The organism is Nocardia sp. (assembly GCF_025465275.1).
In the GTDB taxonomy this organism is placed as follows: Bacteria; Actinomycetota; Actinomycetes; order Mycobacteriales; family Mycobacteriaceae; genus Nocardia.
Genome location: NZ_JAODNK010000199.1, coordinates 58,014 through 75,971, shown reverse-complemented (window position 1 = coordinate 75,971; position 17,958 = coordinate 58,014). Strand labels below are relative to the sequence as shown.

General features: G+C 66.4%; 18 protein-coding genes. 6 read left to right on the top strand and 12 right to left on the bottom strand.

Going from position 1 to position 17,958, the window contains the following annotated elements; genetic code table 11:
• The 5 genes from JWN03_RS40870 to JWN03_RS40850 all read right to left on the bottom strand — a co-directional run.
• On the bottom strand, positions 1 to 1,328 hold a 1,328-nt coding region (locus JWN03_RS40870; protein ID WP_441343155.1), incomplete at its 3' end, for an FtsW/RodA/SpoVE family cell cycle protein.
• 60 nt (positions 1,329 to 1,388) lie between these two features.
• Positions 1,389 to 2,447 carry a hypothetical protein gene (locus JWN03_RS40865; protein ID WP_297627325.1) on the bottom strand — a complete coding sequence of 353 codons (1,059 nt, stop codon included), beginning with the start codon at positions 2,445 to 2,447 and terminating at the stop codon, positions 1,389 to 1,391.
• Positions 2,448 to 2,506: 59 nt separating this feature from the next.
• Positions 2,507 to 3,469, bottom strand: a complete 963-nt coding sequence (locus JWN03_RS40860; protein WP_441343156.1) for a cytochrome c oxidase assembly protein — start codon at positions 3,467 to 3,469, stop codon at positions 2,507 to 2,509.
• Positions 3,470 to 3,797: 328 nt separating this feature from the next.
• Entirely contained in the window at positions 3,798 to 4,799 is a 1,002-nt protein-coding gene (locus JWN03_RS40855; RefSeq protein WP_297627320.1) for a cation diffusion facilitator family transporter, read from the bottom strand.
• Positions 4,800 to 4,973: 174 nt separating this feature from the next.
• Positions 4,974 to 5,831: a metallophosphoesterase family protein gene (locus JWN03_RS40850; RefSeq protein ID WP_297627317.1), complete on the bottom strand. Its 858-nt coding sequence runs from the start codon at positions 5,829 to 5,831 to the stop codon at positions 4,974 to 4,976.
• Between the two features lie 84 nt (positions 5,832 to 5,915).
• On the opposite strand from JWN03_RS40850, the gene JWN03_RS40845 reads away from it, so the two are divergent.
• Positions 5,916 to 6,752 carry an SDR family oxidoreductase gene (locus JWN03_RS40845; RefSeq protein WP_297627314.1) on the top strand — a complete coding sequence of 279 codons (837 nt, stop codon included), beginning with the start codon at positions 5,916 to 5,918 and terminating at the stop codon, positions 6,750 to 6,752.
• Positions 6,753 to 6,826: 74 nt separating this feature from the next.
• Here the strand turns inward: JWN03_RS40845 and JWN03_RS40840 are convergent, their stop codons facing one another.
• The 6 genes from JWN03_RS40840 to JWN03_RS40815 all read right to left on the bottom strand — a co-directional run bounded on the left by JWN03_RS40840 (position 6,827) and on the right by JWN03_RS40815 (position 11,318).
• Positions 6,827 to 7,138: a helix-turn-helix transcriptional regulator gene (locus JWN03_RS40840; RefSeq protein WP_297627311.1), complete on the bottom strand. Its 312-nt coding sequence runs from the start codon at positions 7,136 to 7,138 to the stop codon at positions 6,827 to 6,829.
• On the bottom strand, positions 7,135 to 7,512 hold the full coding sequence (locus JWN03_RS40835; protein ID WP_297627308.1) for a type II toxin-antitoxin system RelE/ParE family toxin: 378 nt from the start codon (positions 7,510 to 7,512) through the stop codon (positions 7,135 to 7,137). Before JWN03_RS40835 ends, JWN03_RS40840 begins: the two co-directional genes overlap by 4 nt.
• A gap of 240 nt (positions 7,513 to 7,752) precedes the next feature.
• On the bottom strand, positions 7,753 to 8,841 hold the full coding sequence (locus JWN03_RS40830) for an NAD(P)H-dependent flavin oxidoreductase (protein WP_297627305.1): 1,089 nt from the start codon (positions 8,839 to 8,841) through the stop codon (positions 7,753 to 7,755).
• Between the two features lie 70 nt (positions 8,842 to 8,911).
• The gene (locus tag JWN03_RS40825) at positions 8,912 to 9,670 is read right to left on the bottom strand and encodes a CoA-transferase subunit beta (RefSeq protein ID WP_297627302.1); all 759 of its coding nucleotides are present in this window, start codon (positions 9,668 to 9,670) and stop codon (positions 8,912 to 8,914) included.
• A complete protein-coding gene (locus tag JWN03_RS40820; RefSeq protein WP_297627333.1) occupies positions 9,670 to 10,557 on the bottom strand; it encodes a CoA transferase subunit A in 888 nt (295 codons plus the stop codon). Before JWN03_RS40820 ends, JWN03_RS40825 begins: the two co-directional genes overlap by 1 nt.
• The gene (locus JWN03_RS40815) at positions 10,554 to 11,318 is read right to left on the bottom strand and encodes an enoyl-CoA hydratase family protein (RefSeq protein WP_297627299.1); all 765 of its coding nucleotides are present in this window, start codon (positions 11,316 to 11,318) and stop codon (positions 10,554 to 10,556) included. The genes JWN03_RS40820 and JWN03_RS40815 overlap by 4 nt, the downstream gene beginning before the upstream one ends.
• A 73-nt stretch (positions 11,319 to 11,391) precedes the next feature.
• Here JWN03_RS40815 and JWN03_RS40810 point away from each other — a divergent pair, with 73 nt between their 5' ends.
• From JWN03_RS40810 to JWN03_RS40790, 5 genes are all read left to right on the top strand, one after another.
• The gene (locus JWN03_RS40810; protein WP_297627331.1) at positions 11,392 to 12,180 is read left to right on the top strand and encodes an SDR family oxidoreductase; all 789 of its coding nucleotides are present in this window, start codon (positions 11,392 to 11,394) and stop codon (positions 12,178 to 12,180) included.
• Between the two features lie 44 nt (positions 12,181 to 12,224).
• Entirely contained in the window at positions 12,225 to 13,136 is a 912-nt protein-coding gene (locus tag JWN03_RS40805; protein WP_297627296.1) for an SDR family oxidoreductase, read from the top strand.
• Positions 13,137 to 13,795: 659 nt separating this feature from the next.
• Positions 13,796 to 15,112 (top strand): hypothetical protein, encoded by a 1,317-nt coding sequence (locus tag JWN03_RS40800; protein ID WP_297627293.1) that lies wholly within the window; start codon positions 13,796 to 13,798, stop codon positions 15,110 to 15,112.
• Positions 15,113 to 15,122: 10 nt separating this feature from the next.
• A complete protein-coding gene (locus JWN03_RS40795; RefSeq protein WP_297627290.1) occupies positions 15,123 to 15,632 on the top strand; it encodes an ImmA/IrrE family metallo-endopeptidase in 510 nt (169 codons plus the stop codon).
• A 148-nt stretch (positions 15,633 to 15,780) separates the two neighbouring features.
• Positions 15,781 to 16,815 carry a hypothetical protein gene (locus tag JWN03_RS40790; RefSeq protein ID WP_297627287.1) on the top strand — a complete coding sequence of 345 codons (1,035 nt, stop codon included), beginning with the start codon at positions 15,781 to 15,783 and terminating at the stop codon, positions 16,813 to 16,815.
• A 708-nt stretch (positions 16,816 to 17,523) separates the two neighbouring features.
• On the opposite strand, the gene JWN03_RS40785 is transcribed toward JWN03_RS40790, so the two are convergent.
• Positions 17,524 to 17,940 (bottom strand): helix-turn-helix domain-containing protein, encoded by a 417-nt coding sequence (locus JWN03_RS40785; RefSeq protein ID WP_011207048.1) that lies wholly within the window; start codon positions 17,938 to 17,940, stop codon positions 17,524 to 17,526.
• Positions 17,941 to 17,958: the final 18 nt, after the last annotated feature.

Sequence of the window (17,958 nt, the reverse complement as noted above, 5' to 3'; positions counted from 1 at the left end):
ATGCGGATGAGCAGCGCGACAATCATGTAGTTGGCCAGCAGCGACGAACCGCCGTAGGACATGAACGGCGTGGTCAGACCGGTCAGCGGAATCAGTTTGGTGACACCGCCCACCACCACGAACAGCTGCCAGCCGATGGAGAAGGACAGCCCGCCGCCGAGCAGCTTTCCGAAGGCGTCGCGGGTGTTGAGCGCGGCGGAGAAGCCACGCACGGTGAGTATCAGGAAGACCAGAATCACGGCGGTCAATCCGACCAGGCCGAGCTCCTCGCCGATGGTGGAGATAATGAAGTCGGTCTTCGCGAACGGCACCTCCTGCGGCCGGCCCGCACCGATACCGGTGCCCAGCAGACCACCGGTGGCCATGCCGAACAGCGCCTGCGAAATCTGGTATCCCGTCGTGTAATACGTCGCGAACGGGTCGTGCCACACCTCCACGCGCACCCGCACGTGCGGGAAAAGCTGGTAGGCGAGGGTCGCGCCGATCGCGAACATGGTGAATCCGATGATCAGCCACGACACCCGATCGGTGGCGATGTAGATCATGGCCAGCACGGTGCCGAACACCAGCAGTGAGAAGCCCAGATTCTTCTCGTACATGAGCACCAGCACCGCGGCGACGGTGACCAGCAGCAATGGACCCAGATCCCGCAGCCGGGGGAAGGTCATGCCGAGGAAGCGGTGGCCCGCCGAGGTGAACAGATCGCGGTTGGCCACCAGGAACGAGGCGACGAAGATCAGCAGCAGTACCTTGGCGAATTCGCCGGGCTGAATCGAGAAGCCGTGCAGCAGAATCCAGCTCTTACCGCCGTTGACCTCGCTGAATCGGGAGGGCAGCAGGGCCGGGATGAGCAGTGCGCCCAGACCGGCCAGCCCGCAGGTGTAGCCGAATTTCGCGGGGGCGGTGTGATCACGCACCACGGCGAGGACGAGGGCGAAGAGCCCGATGCCGATTCCGGTCCAGATCAATTGGTGCGCGGCATCGGAGGACTGGGTGCTCCCGTTCGAGAGCGGATTCTCGTGATCGAGGCGCTCGATGAGCACCAGGCCCAGGCCGTTGAGCAGCACCACGCAGGGCAGCAGCACCGGATCGGCGCTGGGCGCCCACCGCCGGACCACCAGATGCGCGGCCAGCGTGAGCACTGCGAATACCCCCAGTGACCGCATGGTGGACACGCCGGTGCCCGCGCCGTCGGCGGCTGACAAGATCATCGCCGCGAATGCCGTGACTGCCAGCGCACCCACGCACAACACCAGCTCAGCGCCACGATAGGTGCGTCCGGGCGACCCGGCCGCGTGCGAACTGTGCCGAAACCTGTTCACGCCCAACAGTAACGCGGGTGGCGAGGTGTGCGCAGCCGAGGCGTTTATCCGGTGGCCGCCACGCGCTTACCGATGCGGTCCGGCGGCGGCCCGGGCGCGATACCGGATGAGCAGGTACAGCAGCAGCGCCTCCGCCAGCGCGGTGAACACGGTCAGGAACTGACTGAAATAACTGGCCAGCACATTCACCACGGTCAGGGAGATGACGCTGGACCAGATGCCCAGCCGCACCGCGATCTCCTCGCGCCCGCGCAGCCACAGCGTCGCCGCGGCCGCACACCCGATGCCGACCAGCACCTCGGCAGCAGCGGCGATCGCCAGTCCGGCCAAGGACTTCCAGCCGTGATGCTGGCTCACATCCAGCAGATGATCGAGCGAGGCGTTGGGCATGTGCCGCCCGGAAATAATGATGACGGCGAGCACCAGATGCACCACCGTCCACACGGCATGGCCGATCAGCACCACGATGAGCCCGATGCGCAGCGCGGGCAGGGGCAGCAAGGTCCGTTCGAGCCGTTCCAGCCGCCGTTCCCGCCGCACCAGCAGCGCGGGCCGGGTGTCCGCGTGCACGGTATTCAAATAGCTGGTCAGCGCATCGCAGAGTTCGCGCTCGTCCGGTCCGAAATCGCTGCGGTCCAGAGCATTCAGCTCGGCGAGCAGGGTGGCGCGTTCGTCGGGGCGCATGCGGGTGCCGGTGAGCTGCCCGACCGCCACGGTCACCTCGCCCAGTGCCAGCAGTGGCGGGCGGACGCGGTGGCGGTCCGCGAAGAGCGCGACCGCGACTATGCACAGGAAGGCCAGATAGATGATGGGCGCGGCGAGCGGGAAGAAGTAATTGTTGTCCGTCGTGATGAACTTGCCCACCTCGTCGATGAACAGGCCCAAGCCGATTCCGGCCAGCACCGCCGTGCCGGTGAGCGCATGGCGCGCCGAGGACAGCAGCGCCACCAGAGCGGCGATGACCAGCAGCAATCCACCGAACAGCGCGTGCGCGATGTGATAGGTGCTGCCACCGATTTTCGGATACCCGGACGCCATCAGATACAGGCGGGTGATGACCACCGTCAGTCCGAAGCAGACCGCCATGACGGTCACCAGTCGTCCCGCTTCGGGGCGCCATCTCATCTTTGCCACGCGGGTGCCGAACATCCGAACAACGATGGCACAGAACCAGGTTCGATGGGTCAGCGTCGGCGGAAGCGCTCACTCAATTGCGGGTCGTTCTCCCACCACAGGGCGGTGGTCTGCGGCTGCGCGGCCGCGGGCTCGGCCGAACCGGCAGCGGCCGCAACCGGTTTCGTCGCGGGCGCGGCGGCGGCCGCATCCAATTCGGCATCGACCTGTCGCGCCTTACGCCGCTCGTCATCGGCCCAGGAACGCATGACCATGAGCGCGAACGGAATACCGAGCACATCGCCGAGCAACCACAGAATGCCCGCACCGGCGGTCTGATCCATCCGCAGGCTCGGCCCCCAGGTGCGCCCCACCTCCTGGTAGTAGTCGGTGAACATCACCGGACCCAGCCACACCACAATGCCCAGCACGCCGTCGGCCAGCGACTCCACAACCGTGATCAGCAACGAAATCGACTGGGGGTAGCGCCGCGGTGTCGGATCGGCCTGCAGGCGCGAATAGAAGTACACGAAACCGATGACCACGAACGCCACCCGCGACACCGCGTCAACCGTGCCGTTCCGCAGCATCGACTCGTACCAGGGCGTGAAGTACACCAGCCACGGCGTGAGCAACATTGCCGCCGAGGGCACCAGCGGGAAGGTCAGCCCGGTGACGAAGCGGCTGTTCAGAATTCGATCCAGCCGCTCCTGCCCACCCGCCCCGAGCGCCGCCCGCAACACGGTGAACGGCATCCCCGCCGCCAGCCCGAACGCCACCAAATACAGCAGCAACAGGGTCTGCAACGCCCGCACCCAGAACAGCGTGTCCGAGTAAACCCCGACTGCCCCGATCCCGGTATAAAGCCACACCGCCAGCCCAACCAGCCCAAAACACGCAGCCCGCCCGGGAGACGGAAGATCCGCCCCCCGCCTCCGCGCCACGAACCAGGCAAGGCCATAACCCAACCCGATGACCAGCGTGATCACGACGGTCGGGATGTCCGCCCGCCAGGACGTCAACAACGAGCCCATAGCCAGCGGAGTGTCGATCCAGTTCACGCCAGCCAGTATGCGCTGCCCCGTCTCGCCCCGATTTCGGGCCAGGCTCGCGCCGGACGGCGGTCAGATATCCAGATCCACGACACCCTTGACCTCACAGCGGCCGGCAGTCAGACGCCCTCGTCGTCCCGGCATGAGCAACTCCGTCATCCCGGCATGCTTTCGGCCGGGATCCACACAGGCCGCGCCGCAGCGGGTTTCCGTGGATCCCGGCCGAAAGCGCGCTGGGATGACGAGGCGACTTCAAGTTCGATCGGCTATCCCAAAATGAGGTGTGCGTATCGGCGCGCGGTCAGTGTTCCTACGACCGGGCGGCAGTATGCGATGACTGGGTCGCTTTGTGCGAGGGGCCGTGCGAGTCCTCGCAGTGGGGATCGGCGTCGCGGCCGAGGGTGAGGACGTCCGATTGCGCGTGGTCGACCTGGAGGGTGGCGTGGTCGATGTGATGGTCGTGGGCGAGGAAGTGGGCGAGGTCCTCGCGGACGGCGTGGCAGTCGTAGCCGGGTTCGACCAGGACGTGCGCGGAGAGGGCGGGGGAGCCGGAGGTGATTTCCCAGATGTGCAGGTCGTGCACCTCGACCACGTGATCGCGGCCCGCCATGGCGGCGCCGATCACGGCCGGGTCCAGGTTCTCCGGCGCGGCTTCCAGGAAGATGCGGCTCGAGGCGCGCACCAGGCTGATTCCGGCCTTCACCATGAGCGCGACCACGATCAGGGTGGCGATCACGTCGGCCTGTACGAATCCGGTGAACATGATGACCGCGCCGGCGACGGCCGTGGCGATGAAGCCGTACATATCGGTGAGGATGTGCTGATACGCGCCTTCGACATTGAGGCTGGTCCGATTGGCGCGGCTGATCATGAGCGTCGCGATGAGGTTGATCACGACACCGACGAGCGCGGTGATCAGCACCAGTCCGCCGGTAACCTCCGGCGGATCGAATAGTCGGCGCACCGCCTCGAAGGTCAGCCAGGCCGCCAGCACCAGCAGCGTCGCGCCATTGGCCATGGCGGAGAGGATCTCCACGCGCTTCCAGCCGAACGTCATCCGTCCCGCGGCGGGCCGGGCGGCGAGTCGAATCGCCCAGAGCGCGAGCACGATCGAGGCCGCATCGGTGAGCATGTGCGCCGCATCCGAGAGCAGTGCCAGCGATCCGGACACCACGGCGACCACGACCTCGCCGATCATGTACGCCACGATCAGCGCCAGTGCACCCGCCAGCCAGCGCTTATCGCTGTCGGCCGAAGCTCCGTGCGAATGCCCGTGACCGTGATCATGGCTGTGCGCGTGTCCTGCACCCACGTCGTTCTCCTCTCAATGCCGACCGCAGGCGATCATATGCACACATCGCTATGTATGCAAGGTTGAGGACGTGTCATCCAGGTCCAACTGTGTGTTCCCAGCGGCGTGTTCCCGCGTCGAAAGGGCACCGGGTGCGGCAGTGCACGAGCTGCCACCGGCGCTCGTTCGGCCAGGTCATCCCGCCGCCGGTTCGGCGTAGGCCTCCGGAGCGTGGGGAAGTTGCAGGACCGTCCAGGACTGTTCAACGGTGTAGGCGGGATGGTGTGAGGCGTCCGGATCAGCGGCCAGACCTTCGACGCGAGTCCAGTGATCGGGGCCGGACGGGATGGTCTCGGTGTATCGGAAGTGCAGATGGCCGTGGAAGTGCAGGGCAGGCCGCAGCTGTTCGACAACGCGCTGGATGCGGTCCTGGTTCGGGAAGCACTCCGGCTTGTTCTTGCGATTGAATTTCGGCGCCGAGGCGCGTGGTTTGTCGTGCGTGAGCAGAATGTCCACCGGTGAATCCTGTTCGGCGAGCAGGGTTTCCAGCTCGTCGTCGGTCATCTCCTCCTCCGGGAACCACAGCATTCCGGCGGTTGTCGGATGTCGTCCGGAGCCGTATCGCCGCCGCTGCGCCGCCTGCTCCTGCTTGCGTGCCTCGCGGGCCAGTCGCCAGCCCTTATCGGTGGACCGGGCCCCGCCGAAGGCCGCGAAGGTGGTGTCGTCCCAAGTCCAGCGGTGTCCGCGCGGCGCGAACCGCAGCTGCTTGCGGCAGATGAGGAAGCCCTCCTCATCACGCCGGCCGTCGTAGAGCTCGTGCAGCAGCGAGGATTTGTCGTGATTGCCGTCGAGGAAGTACACGGTGACCTCGGCCCGCCGCGCCGCTTTGCTGACCACATCGAAGTACCGCCGCCCCGATTGCATGTGCTCCCACGCGCCGAAATCCCCCACCGCGAACACCCGCGAGCAGTCGTTATCCGCCGCGACCTGCACCAACTTCAGCGCATGCGCGGTGTTCCCGTGCACATCACCCGCGATCAACACATTCCCCATCGGGACATGGTCGCAGCCACGCGCGTGCCCGGCATCACCTATTTGCCCCGGCGCGTCCGGAACGCCCGACCTAGGCTGGCCGTCATGAACTCTGTGTTGGTAACGGGCGCCGCCCGCGGGATCGGTAAGGCCGTCAGCGTGCGCCTGGCGCAGCAGGGCTGGCAGGTCTACGCCGGTGTCCGCAAACTGTCCGACGGGGACGCGCTCGTCGAACTGGACTCCCGCATCACCCCGGTGCTGCTGGACGTCACGAACAGCGACCACATCGCCGCCCTCGACACCGTGCTCCCCGCCGACCTGACCGCCGTGGTCAACAATGCCGGCGTCGTCGCCGACGGCCCCGTCGAACTCCTCGAACTCGATGCCCTGCGCAATGAATTCGAGATCAATGTCTTCGGCACCCTCGCGGTCACCCAGGCCGTCCTCCCGCGCCTGCGCACCACCCGCGGCCGCATCGTCTTCATCTCCTCCCTCAGCGGCCGCATCTCCACCCCCGGCACCGGCGCCTACAACTCCTCCAAATTCGCGCTCGAGGGCCTGGTCGACGCCCTCCGAATCGAGTTGCGCCCCTGGCGAATCCACACCTCCCTCATCGAACCCGGCCCCATAGCCACCGACATGTGGGCGGACGCGGTCACCATGGTCGACACCACCACCGCCAAACTCACCCCCGCCCAACTGGACCTCTACGGCCCCCACATGGCCGGCATGCGCAAAATGGCCCAGCAGGTCCAGCGCATAGCCGCCTCCCCCGACACCGTCGTAGCCGAAGTGGAAAAAGCCCTCACCGCCCGAAACCCCAAGTCCCGCTACGTAGTAGGCCTAGCCGGCAAAGCCCAGCTGATCGCCACCCAACTAACCCCCACCCCCATCCTCGACACCCTCCTGGCCCTTGCCGCAGGCATCAAAGGCAAGCGCTGAGCAATCAGCGGGCGCAGCATGAAGGCCGCCCCCCGGATATTTCGGGGACGGCCTGTGCGTAAACCGTCGGCCACTCACGCCACCCGATCGACGAACGCGACTTCCAATTCCTCACCCTTGAACGACAACTGCAGTTCCGCCTCCAAGGCGATCGACAAACGGTGCAGCAGTGGCAGCGTCGGCGTGACATCGCCGCCTTCGAGCCGACTCACCTGAGGTTGGGTCATGCTCGCACGCCGAGCCAATTCTGTCTGGGTGATGCCGAGGGCGGTTCGCCTGTTGTAAACAGCCTGAGCCAGGGCGAAAGCGTCTGCTGCAGCGATATATTCCGGATCCGCGCGGTGCTCGTCGGGGATCTTCCACCGACTGTGGTGCGAGCGATTCACGACTGCTCCTCCTCGAAGACTCTGTCGTAGGTATGAGTGGCCGGGTCGTGCTCGGACTCGCACTCCTTCTGTGCCCGGACGACTCTGTCGACCTCGAGCTTTTCGCGCATTCGGGTCTTGTGGAAGACCGTCAAGAGAATCAGTCGTCTGCCCGGAGCCAGCCAATATCCGATCCGCACCGAGGCGTCGTTCAACCGGAAACGTAGTTCGCGCACCGGGCCGTCGAGATGGCGAGTCCACGGCTCGCCGAGCGTTGTGGGTTGGTCGGCAAGTCTGTCGACCTTGAGCTCAACCGCTCTGTATTCGGCCTTGGTGAGCGTGTCGAACCAGGCGCGGACCTCGGGTTCCAGTTCGATCGCGTAGGGCTCCTCCATGCATTGAACTGTATATACCATGCAGTGTATAACGCCTGGTTTCGGCAGTCGAGGGTCCGGGAAACACGAAGGCCGCCACCGGGCGAGAGGTTCCGGGGACGGCCTTGTGCGCGGGCGGTACGGGTACCGGCCCACGACGGATCCGAGGTCGTTCGGATCCGCTGGTGCACGGCCGATCGTGTCGGGCCGCGCAACTCGGGGGCGCTGCGGATCGGGATCCGTAGCGCTGAGGGGGGAGGGTCAGGCGGTGGCGGACTCGGAGTCGGTCACGCGGTAGGTGGCGAGGGCGTCGATGCGGGCGATCGCGTCGGTGATGATGCGATCGATGAGCGCCTCGACTGTGGGGAGGTCGTCGATGATGCCGGCGACCTGACCGGAGGCGAGCACACCCGCGTGGGTATTGCCTTCCACCAGACCGGCTTTCAGCAGCATGGGGGTATTGGCGGCCATGATCACCTGGGACCAGGCGAGGTCCTTGTGCTTGCGCATGGCGATGCCGTCCTTGACCAGGGTCGACCACTTCATGCCGGTCATGCCCTTGAACCTGAGGGCATTCGCGGCAGCGGCTGCGAATCCGCGGTAGCGGCCGGAGTTCTCCAGCTTCAGCACCAGCTCGGTATTGAGCACCCGGTGCGGCATGCCGTCGACCTTGGTGGAGACGATGGTGTCCTGCAGCCCGCGCTGCAGGTACTCCTGCTTGACCGCTTCCGGCACACTGCTCTCCTGCGTGAGCAGGAAGCGGGTACCCATGGCGACACCGGCCGCGCCGTAGGACAGCGCGGCGGCGAGACCACGGCCGTCGAAGAAACCACCGCCGGCGATGACCGGAATATCCACCGCGTCCAGCACGGACGGCAGCAGCAGTGTGGTGGCCACGGAGCCGGTATGGCCGCCGCCCTCACCGCCCTGCACGATCACCGCGTCGGCGCCCCACGAGGCGACCTTCACCGCGTGCTTGGCCGCACCGATGGACGGAACCACCACTACGCCATTGTCTTTCAGCCGCGCGATGAGTTCCTTCTTGGGCGCGAGCGCGAAGGAGGCGACCTTCACCTGCTCGCGGATCAGCAGTTCGATGCGCTCGGGAGCGTCGAAACCGTCGGCGCGGATATTCACGCCGAACGGCTTGTCGGTCTGCGACTTGGTCTTGGCGATGGCCACTTCGAGTTCTTCGAAGGTCATGGTCGCCGAGGCCAGAATGCCGAGGCCGCCCGCATTCGCGGTGGCCGCGACCAGTCCGGGTCCGGCGACCCAGCCCATACCGGTCTGCACGATCGGATGCTCGATGCCGACCAGTTCGGTCAGCGGAGTCTTCAGCCGAGCGGTCATGCTGATTCCTTTCCGGCAGGAACGGGGCCCTGCGTGGTTACGCTGCGCTGCCGCCTCCGGGCCTGACCGTTCATGCCGGCACTTCCTTTTCGCGGAAGCCCTTGGGGTCGAGGACAGTACGGATGATCCGCAGCTCTTCCTCGGTGGGCACACGGGTCTCGCCGGCATCGGCGAGACCAGCGACCTCGAACGTGGTGTTCTCGGCGACCTCATCGGCGGTCACACCCGGGTGCAGCGACAGCGCGCGCAGGGTGTGGTCCGGACCGTTGAAGTCGAAGACGCCCAGGTTCGACACCACCCGGTGCAGGTGGTGGAACCGGTACGCCGGGTTCTCGGGATCGATCTTGTCGTAACCGATTCCGGAGACGATATCGACGGTTTCGACGAACACCCGCTTATTGTGCTTGGGCACGAAGTAGCTGGTGGCGTGGTTGATGGTATTGCCCGGCGCACCGCGCACCCCGAACATCTGCCGCGACGGCTGCTGCAGCGGGCCGAAGGCGGACAGGTTCTGATTGCCGAACCGGTCGATCTGGTTGGCGCCCATGACCACATGGCGACGCCCGGAGGCGACCACGTCGAATACTCGGGAGAACGGAATCCAGCCTTCGACGGGAGCCTTGCCACCGATGGGCGGCACCTCGGCGAACAGCAGCGCCTCACCGTCGGACAGCAGCAGATCCGGCTCGAAGGTGAGCCGCGCCAGCCGGGCGCCGATGGTGGTGATGGTGGACATCGGGCTGGCCATGATCTCGCCCGCGCCGCGGAAGATCTCCGCCGCTGCGACAACGCAGACCTCGGCCCGAGTGATGGTGGTGGTCTCAGTCATTACTTCTGCTCCTCGGCGAAAGCGCGGACGGCAGCCTGGTATTCGTCCTCGGAGACGTCCAGGAAGCGGGCCTTGAACTCGGCCCAGGACTCGGGGGTCTTGGCGGCCTCCACATAGTGGCGCTGGAACTTCTCGTCGCGGCCGTAGCTGCCGGAGAAGGTGAAGTGCGCGCCGCCGGGGGCCTCGACCACACCGTCGACCATCATGCGGTTGAGGATGATCGCCTGCTGCGGAACGGCTTTCACCAGTTCGTCGGTGTCGACGAGGCGGTCCACCGACAGGTAGCGGCGCTCGGCCGCCAGGCTGTACAGGTCGTCGAAGTACGGGTCGACGCCGGTGTAGGCGGCATTACCGTGCTTATCGCCCAGATCCAGGTGCACAAACGAGGCATCCAGGTTCAAAGCTGGCATGGCGATGAGGGTTTCGCTGCGGCCGTCGGCATCCGCGTAAGGGGACTGAACAGTTTTCAGCTCGCCCTCCCAGAAGTTCACGACATCCGAGCCGAGTCCGGCGCGGATCGGCAGGAACGGCAGTCGCGCGGCAGCGGCCTGCAGACCACACTTGACCATGCCCTCGTCCATTTCGCGGACGGTGATCTCACCATTGGTGCGCGCCTTGGAGAACCACGGATCGTAGAACGGCGCGGAGTCCAGGGAGACGAAGCCGTAGTACGCCTTCTTGACCTTGCCCGCCGAGCACAGCAGACCGAGATCCGGTCCGCCGTAGGTGACGACCGTCAAATCCTTGATGTCCGAACGCAGCATTGCGCGGACGAAGGCCAGCGGCTTGCGCCGCGAACCCCAGCCGCCGATACCGATGGTCATGCCGCTGCGCAGTTCGCCCACCACGTCGTCGAGGCTCATTCGTTTGTCGCGCATGGCTTCTATTTCCCCTTCTTCTGCGCGGCCAGGTCATCATCGAACCGCGCGCGAATCTCATCGGCCACCCCGGCGAGGTTGAGCTCCATGGTGAAGCCCTGCTCGAACCGGTAGGACTTGTGCACGTCCTGCACGTCGATGCCGTTGAGCGCCTTCTTGGCGGCGCGAATGACGCGGCCGTCCTTATTGGCGATATTCTTGGCGACTTCCATTGCGGCAGCGTCGAGTTCGGCCCGTGGCACGACCTTGAACACCGAACCGTAGTGATGCAACTGCTGCGCGGTGAGGGTGCCCGCGGTGTAGAACATGGTCCGCATGAGGTGCTGGGGGACCAGACGGGACAGGTGGGTGGCCGCACCGAGCGCGCCGCGGTCGACCTCGGGGAGGCCGAAGGTCGCGTCGTCGGAGGCGATGATGACATCGGAGTTGCCGACCAGGCCGATGCCGCCGCCGAGGCAGAAGCCGTTCACGGCGGTGACGACCGGTACTTCACAGTCGTAGACGGCGGCGAACGCGGCGAAGCAACCGTGGTTGGCGCGAATGAGGGCGGTATGCCCTGTGTCCGCGTTCATTTCCTTGATATCCACACCGGCGTTGAAGCCCCGGCCCTCGGCGCGCAGCACGACGACCTTGGTTTCCGGGTTGCGGCCGGCCGCGGTCACGGCATCGGCGAGCGCGAACCATCCGTCGGAGGGCAGTGCATTGACCGGCGGGTAGTCGACAGTGACGACTTCCACGCCTTCGGTTTCGGTGTGACGGATGATTCCCATCGCGCCTCCTTTGAGTTGTAGCTGCCCATCGTTGGCAAAACAAGCAAGTGCTTGGTAGGTTAGCACGGTGGCAATCGAAGTGAACCTCTCCGGCTCGGTCGTCCTGGTCACCGGCGGCGTCCGCGGAGTCGGGGCCGGTATCAGCCGGGTATTCCTGGACGCCGGTGCGACCGTGGTGGCCTGTGCCCGCCGGCCCGCCGACACCCCCGTCGAGAGCAATGGGCGGGGTATCGACTTCCTGCCCTGCGATGTGCGCGACCCGGATTCGGTGCGCGAACTCATCGATGCGATCGTGGCGAAGTACGGGCGGCTCGACACCGTCGTCAATAACGCGGGCGGTGCACCGTTCGCGCTGGCCGCGGATGCCAGCCCGAACTTCCACTCCAAGATCATCCAGTTGAATCTGCTCGCCCCGCTGCTGGTCTCGCAGGTCGCCAATGACGTCATGCAGAAGCAGGACGGCGGCGGCTCGATCGTGATGATCTCCAGCGTCTCGGGCCACCGCGCCTCGCCCGGCACCGCCGCCTATGGTGCCGCGAAAGCCGGTGTGGACAGTCTGGTTTCCTCACTTTCGGTGGAATGGGCGCCCAAGGTCCGGCTCAACTCGGTCATCGTCGGCCTGGTCAATACCGAGTCCTCGCACCTGCACTACGGCGACGACGACGGCATTGCCGCGGTGAGCAGCACGGTTCCCATGCAGCGCATGGCCGCTCCCGAGGACATCGGCCGCACCGCGGTCTTCCTTGCTTCTCCGCTGGCCTCCTACATCACCGGCGGCTCGCTGCTGGTGCACGGCGGCGGCGAGAAGCCGGCCTTCCTGCAAGCCTCCACCGCCGACGTCCCCGCCGTCTCCGGCCACTAGACGGACCCCTTCCCCCTTCTCACTCACCCAGCGAGGTAATCGATATGACCGACAACAAGATCTGCGACGGCCGCGTCGTCATCGTGACCGGCGCGGGCCAGGGCATCGGCCGCGCGCACGCGCTGGCGTTCGCCGCCGCCGGGGCGAAGGTCGTGGTGAACGACCTGGGCGCCGAGCTCAACGGCGCACCCAGCGCCGACTCCGGCGCCGCCCGGGTGGTCGAGGAGATCCGCGCCGCCGGCGGCGAAGCCGTCGTGAACGGTGACGACGTCTCCGACTGGGAGGGCGCGCGCCGCCTCGTCGCCACCGCGATCGAGACCTTCGGCCGGCTGGACGTGCTGGTCAACAATGCCGGTATCGTCCGCGACCGCATGCTGGTCAACCTCGCCGAGGACGAGTGGGACGCCGTGATCAAGGTGCACCTGAAGGGCCACTTCGCCCCTATGCGCCACGCCGCCGACTACTGGCGCAACGAGTCCAAGGCCGGCCGTCAGCCCGAGGCCCGCATTATCAACACCAGCTCCGGCGCGGGCCTGCTCGGCTCGGTCGGCCAGGGCAACTACTCCGCCGCCAAGTCCGGCATCGCGGGCCTGACCCTTACCGCCTCGGCCGAATTCGCGCGCTACGGCATCACCGTGAACGCCATCGCTCCCGCGGCCCGCACCCGCATGACCGAAACGGTCTTCGCCGACATGATGGCGGCCCCCGAGGACGGCTTCGACGCCATGGCCCCGGAAAACGTCTCACCCCTCGTGGTCTGGCTGGGCAGCGCCGATTCGGCCGGTGTCACCGGCCGCATGTTCGAGGTCGAGGGCGGCAAGGTGACGGTCGCCGACGGCTGGCGCCACGGCGTCTCCACCGACCGCGGCGCCCGCTGGGAGCCGGCCGAGCTGGGCCCCGTGGTCCGCGACCTTCTCTCCAAAGCCACCACCCCGGAGCCGGTTTACGGAGCCTGATCCACCCGCAGCGCCTTCGACTGCACCGAAATAACAACCGAAGTAGATATCGCCGGTACTCCTGATGGAGTGCCGGCGATCGTCGTTCGGCGAGGCGCAGTTCCGCCTCTCCGGGAATTCGAGCCAGACCCAGGTGGGGGCGACAGTTGCGTCGGCCGCCGGCGGTGAGATGGGAGCAGGTTGGCTCGTACCCCACGAGTTACCCCCGGTCGGCACGAAATCAGTTGTCGCCTACCGGCGATGTTTGTTTGCCCAGTTTTCTGCTACTGCTGCGCGATCGTCGCTCGAGTGCCGGTCGGAGGTGGTGGCGAAAAGTGCCGGGCAGGTAGCTGTCTGGTTGGTCTGAAATGTCGCTGTTGGGTGGCTGGGGGTGGCTCCCCAGGGGGCTTGCGCCGGGGGTGAGGCGGGGATCGAGGGTTGGCAGAGTCTGCCAAATATGCTGGGCCACTTGCTGGTATTCGGTACAGTGGCTATAGGGCAGGCGTACGGTTTGTTGGATCCCCTAATGGCATACGGAGTTGTGCGGGGTGACGTGGTGGCCGGTACGATGACCGCGTTCCGCAAAGGTCCGGCAATCGGGGCAGCCGGGACCGATGTGAATCGCTCCACACTGTGGGAGCACGCAGATTGCGCAGTATCGATGAGGGGATGGCTGTCGCATGATCATTGGTCGTGCATTGCGCTTGGCGGCGGTTGTCGGCGCCGTCACCGGCTCCGCGCTGCTCGGGCCGATTCCCGCCCAGGCACAGACGGGCATCGATCTCGACCCCGCGCCGGGCACCGGCGCGCAGCCCGCAGTCGGCGTTCCCGCACCTCTCGCCGTGACCGCTCCGGCGAATCCAGTTGCCGGTCCGCCTGATGTACTGGCCGCGATTCTCGGTCTCGGCACCGGTTCGGCAGCCGTCGGCTCCGCAGGCGTCGGTTCCGCCGCAGTCGGCTCGGCCGGAGCCGGAGCGACCGGCCTCGGCATATTGCTCGGCGGTACCGGATCGGCCGCACTGGGTACCGGATCCGCCGCGGTCGGCTCGGCCGGAGCGGGCACCGGTTCCGTGGTGGTCGGCACCGGTTCGGCCGGACTCGCCACCGGCTCCGCAGCCCTCGGAACAGGTTCCGCGGCAGTCGGTTCCGCAGGCGTCGGCGCCGGCTCCGCACTCGGTCTCGGTTCCGCGGCGGTAGGTTCCGCCGGAGTCGGGACCGGCGCGACCTTGCTCGCCACTCTGCTCGGAACAGGCTCGGCCGCAGTCGGTTCGGCAGCCGTGGGTTCCGCCGCCGTCGGTTCCGCCGGTCTGGGCGCGCTCTGCACCGGTTCCGCCGCTGTCGGTTCCGCCGGAATCGGTTCGGCCGCACTGGGCTCCACGGTCGGTGGCAGTTCCGGGGCCGGTTCCGCCGGCGCGGGTTCTGCGGGTGCCGGTTCGGTAGGCGCCGGATCGGCCGGAATAGGTTCCGCCGCTGCCGGTTCCGCGGGGGCCGGTTCGGTCGGCGTCGGTTCGGCGGGCTCAGGGTCCGCCGCTGCCGGTTCTGCCGCAGCGGGTTCCGCGGCGGTCGGTTCGGCCGCGGTCGGCTCCGCCGGTATCTGTGCCTCACCGCTGCTGCTTCTGCTGATTCCGCCGCCGAGCCCGGCCGCCCCCGCGGTGCCGCCGGTTCCGCTGCAGATTCCATCCGTTCCGGATGTGCCGCTGCCCGCCATCGCTCCGGTGGTCGCGCCCGCGCCGCCCGCGCCCGAGGCGCCACCGGCTCCCGCGCCGCCACCGCCACCGCCGGCCCCGGCACCCGTACTGGCACAACCGAATCCGGAAGTGCGGCCTACTTCGGCCAATACGCCGCTGCCACCGGTGCAATTGCTTTCGGTGATCGGCGGATTGATCGCGCTCACCCTGGCGGGCGCGGGTTCCGGCGCGGTGAGCTTCCAAGGCGCTTCGGCGGCACAGGCGCGGGTCGATGCCGCGCGCGCCTTGTTCTTCGGACCGAGGGTATGAGGGGACCGAGATGACGGAGAGCCGGGCACATAGCATCGGGTCCTACCGGCGGGTGGCGGCGGCGGTGGACGCGGTGTGTGCGGTGGCCGCCGATTTCGACGCCACCAGCCTCGACGAGGTGGTACTCGCCATTTCCGCAGAGCGCCGCCGGATGATCGAGATCGCCAGCGCCCAATTGGGTCCCGGCGTCTGCGGTCAGCGCCGCTCCTATCCGGACAAGGATGTGATCGTGCTGGCCTCCGCGCTGCCGAGCCGCGATCACACCCTCGCACACGAGTTGGGGCACATCGTTTTCGACCATCCGGGCGAGGCGGCGACCGAGGTGGTGCTCGAAGCCAGTGACGATCTCATCGCCTACATGCTCAGTCAGCGTGCGCACCAGGCGGTTGATCTCGGCGAGGACGAGCAGTGCGAATGGGAGGCGGAGACCTTCGCCAGCATGCTCATGACCCGCCTGCGCGTATTCAACAGCCGGGGCGCAGGCGTCTCGGTACTTCGATTCGATGAGGCACTCGGATGACCGAGTCAGGGCCCGGAGGCGGCAGCTTGCGTAACCACGTAGGGCCCCTCGGGCATCCGCGAGGGCACAGCATGACCGAGTCAGGGCCCGGAGGCGGCAGCTTGCGTAACCACGTAGGGCCCCTCGGGCATTCGCGAGGGGGTACCGCATGACTTTCTGGCTGACTGCCCTGTTGATCTGGATGGCCGCCGGCGCCCGAGTCGGCCGGGTGCTGGTGAAGCCGGCGACCACCTCCCGCGTCGCGATCGTGATCGCCGTCGCCTCGGTCGCGCTCGCCGCCACCGTCTGCATTCCGGAAGTCGCTGTGGCAGTGGATCATCTGCTGCCGAACGGGGTGCACGGCGACTGGTTCTCCGATCGCCTCACCACCGCTTCGTGGATTCTGTTCGGTAATTCCACCTCGGTGGTCGCGGCCGCCGCCTGGCCGGTGGTGTCGCGCCGGAATCTGCGCCATGTCGCCTGGGCGATCTATGCCGTCGGCGCGCTCGCCATGGCGCCCACCCTGCTGTGGTCGATCACCTTCGGCTGGGTCGCGGTGGCACTGGAATGCCTGTTCATCGTGATCACCGGTGTGCGGAACCTGGATTGGACCGCACTCGGCCGCGGTATCGCGCTCTACAGCGCCGGCACCCTGGTGGTCGGCGTACTCGCCGCGCTGTCGGCGTATCGCGGATTCCGGCACGAAGCGATGGCGAAGCCGGATGCGGGGGACTGGTTCTGGCCGATCTGGCAGATCGCGAGCCTGCTGGTGGCAGTCGGCGCGGTCTGGATCGTGATCGAGCTGTGGGCGCGAGCTCGACTGCTGCTCAAGCAGATTCGCACTTTGCACCGGGTCCTGATCGCACGTTTTCCGGAGGTGGTGGCGAAGGATCAGACCGGAACCGCCACGCAGCTCAAGGCTTCCGATCAGGTCGCCCAGATCATGGATGCGCTGTATCTGCAGTCCGGCGGCGGTATGGAGCTGCCCGGCGCCGGTACGCCGCCGAATGTGGTGGCCGAACGCGCGGGCAAGGTGGCCGAGTGGGCCCGAAATCCCTTCGGCGACGTACTGATCGACGGCCGCTGGATCGCACCGCCGCCGGGAGTCGGCCCGCGCGGCTGGGTCCAGGCCATTGCCCGCGCCTTCGATGCCGGCGCCGCGAAGGCCGCAGCGGTCGCCGATCGCAGCGCCGCACAGCGCTAACCGGGCTGAATGCCGCGCTAGTCGAAGTTCACACAGTCCGGGCGAGAAGTTCACCCGGTGCTGGCCAGGAGTACCGCAGAGCGTCGGCCGGAGTACACGCAGCGCGCTAATCGGAGTTTCCCGCATTGTGATCAGGCCCATGCGATCGCTGGGCACACGGCTTAGCTGAGCCAATGTCTTATTTGTGCCCATAAGAAGATTACTTGGGCTGGACTTTACTTTGGCATGCCTTAGTTGGACGCAATGTCATGACTGCCGACAGAATGCCGCGACCGATTTGTGCGCTTCTTGTGCACTCGACACAACTAACTTTGTGCACACGACCATATTTATTGTGCACACAGCACAATAGGACACTTGTCGCAGATGGTGCATTGAGGGCGAAACGCTCACATCACACAAAACGACATACTGCACATAACAACGCGATCAAGTTCCCCGAGAGACCCGGGTCGAGTAACGCCAGGTTTGTGCATAATGCACCAGCGCAGGGGTCTACGCCACATGGCCTCAGCATGCTGAGACCGGTGCAACACTCTTCATCCGAGCCGTATGGCTCAGCAGTGAGTGGCGCTGCCCTGCAAGCAGCGCCGTTCACCACACCGGGTCAGGTACCTGCAGTACCTGGTCAGGCAGGGATCAGTCCTGAGACGAACCAGCACGATGCGACCTCCGAGTCGGCCGCACCGTGTTGCTTCGGCTCAGGACCTATTCCGTGCCGTCAGGAGGAATTTCGGGCAGCCCTTCGCTGGCCCGCAACTTTTCCGCCATGGAGGTGAGGAGGTTCTGAGATTCCTCGGAGAGATCGAACGCCCTACTCGACAGACGACGCAGTCCATAGCCCTGCAGCTGGGACAACAGCTCGAGATCATGATCGATCTTGGCTGCATAGATGTCGTTGAAGAAGTAGTCCGGTTTGACCTTGAAGAACTTCGCCAGCGCAGCCACCGTCTCATCTGAGGGGTTCGTGCGCTGTCCCGACCGCAACTGCGAGAGATACGGTTTCGAGATCGGATGGCCGGAGGCCGTCAATGCGGCCGCCACCTCTGCGTTGGTGTGCGGCTTTCGCCCCGGGGGATGCACGGTTTCGAACAGCTTGTTCAGCCGCGCCGCGAAATCAGCCATTGTGAGCCGCCCAATTCC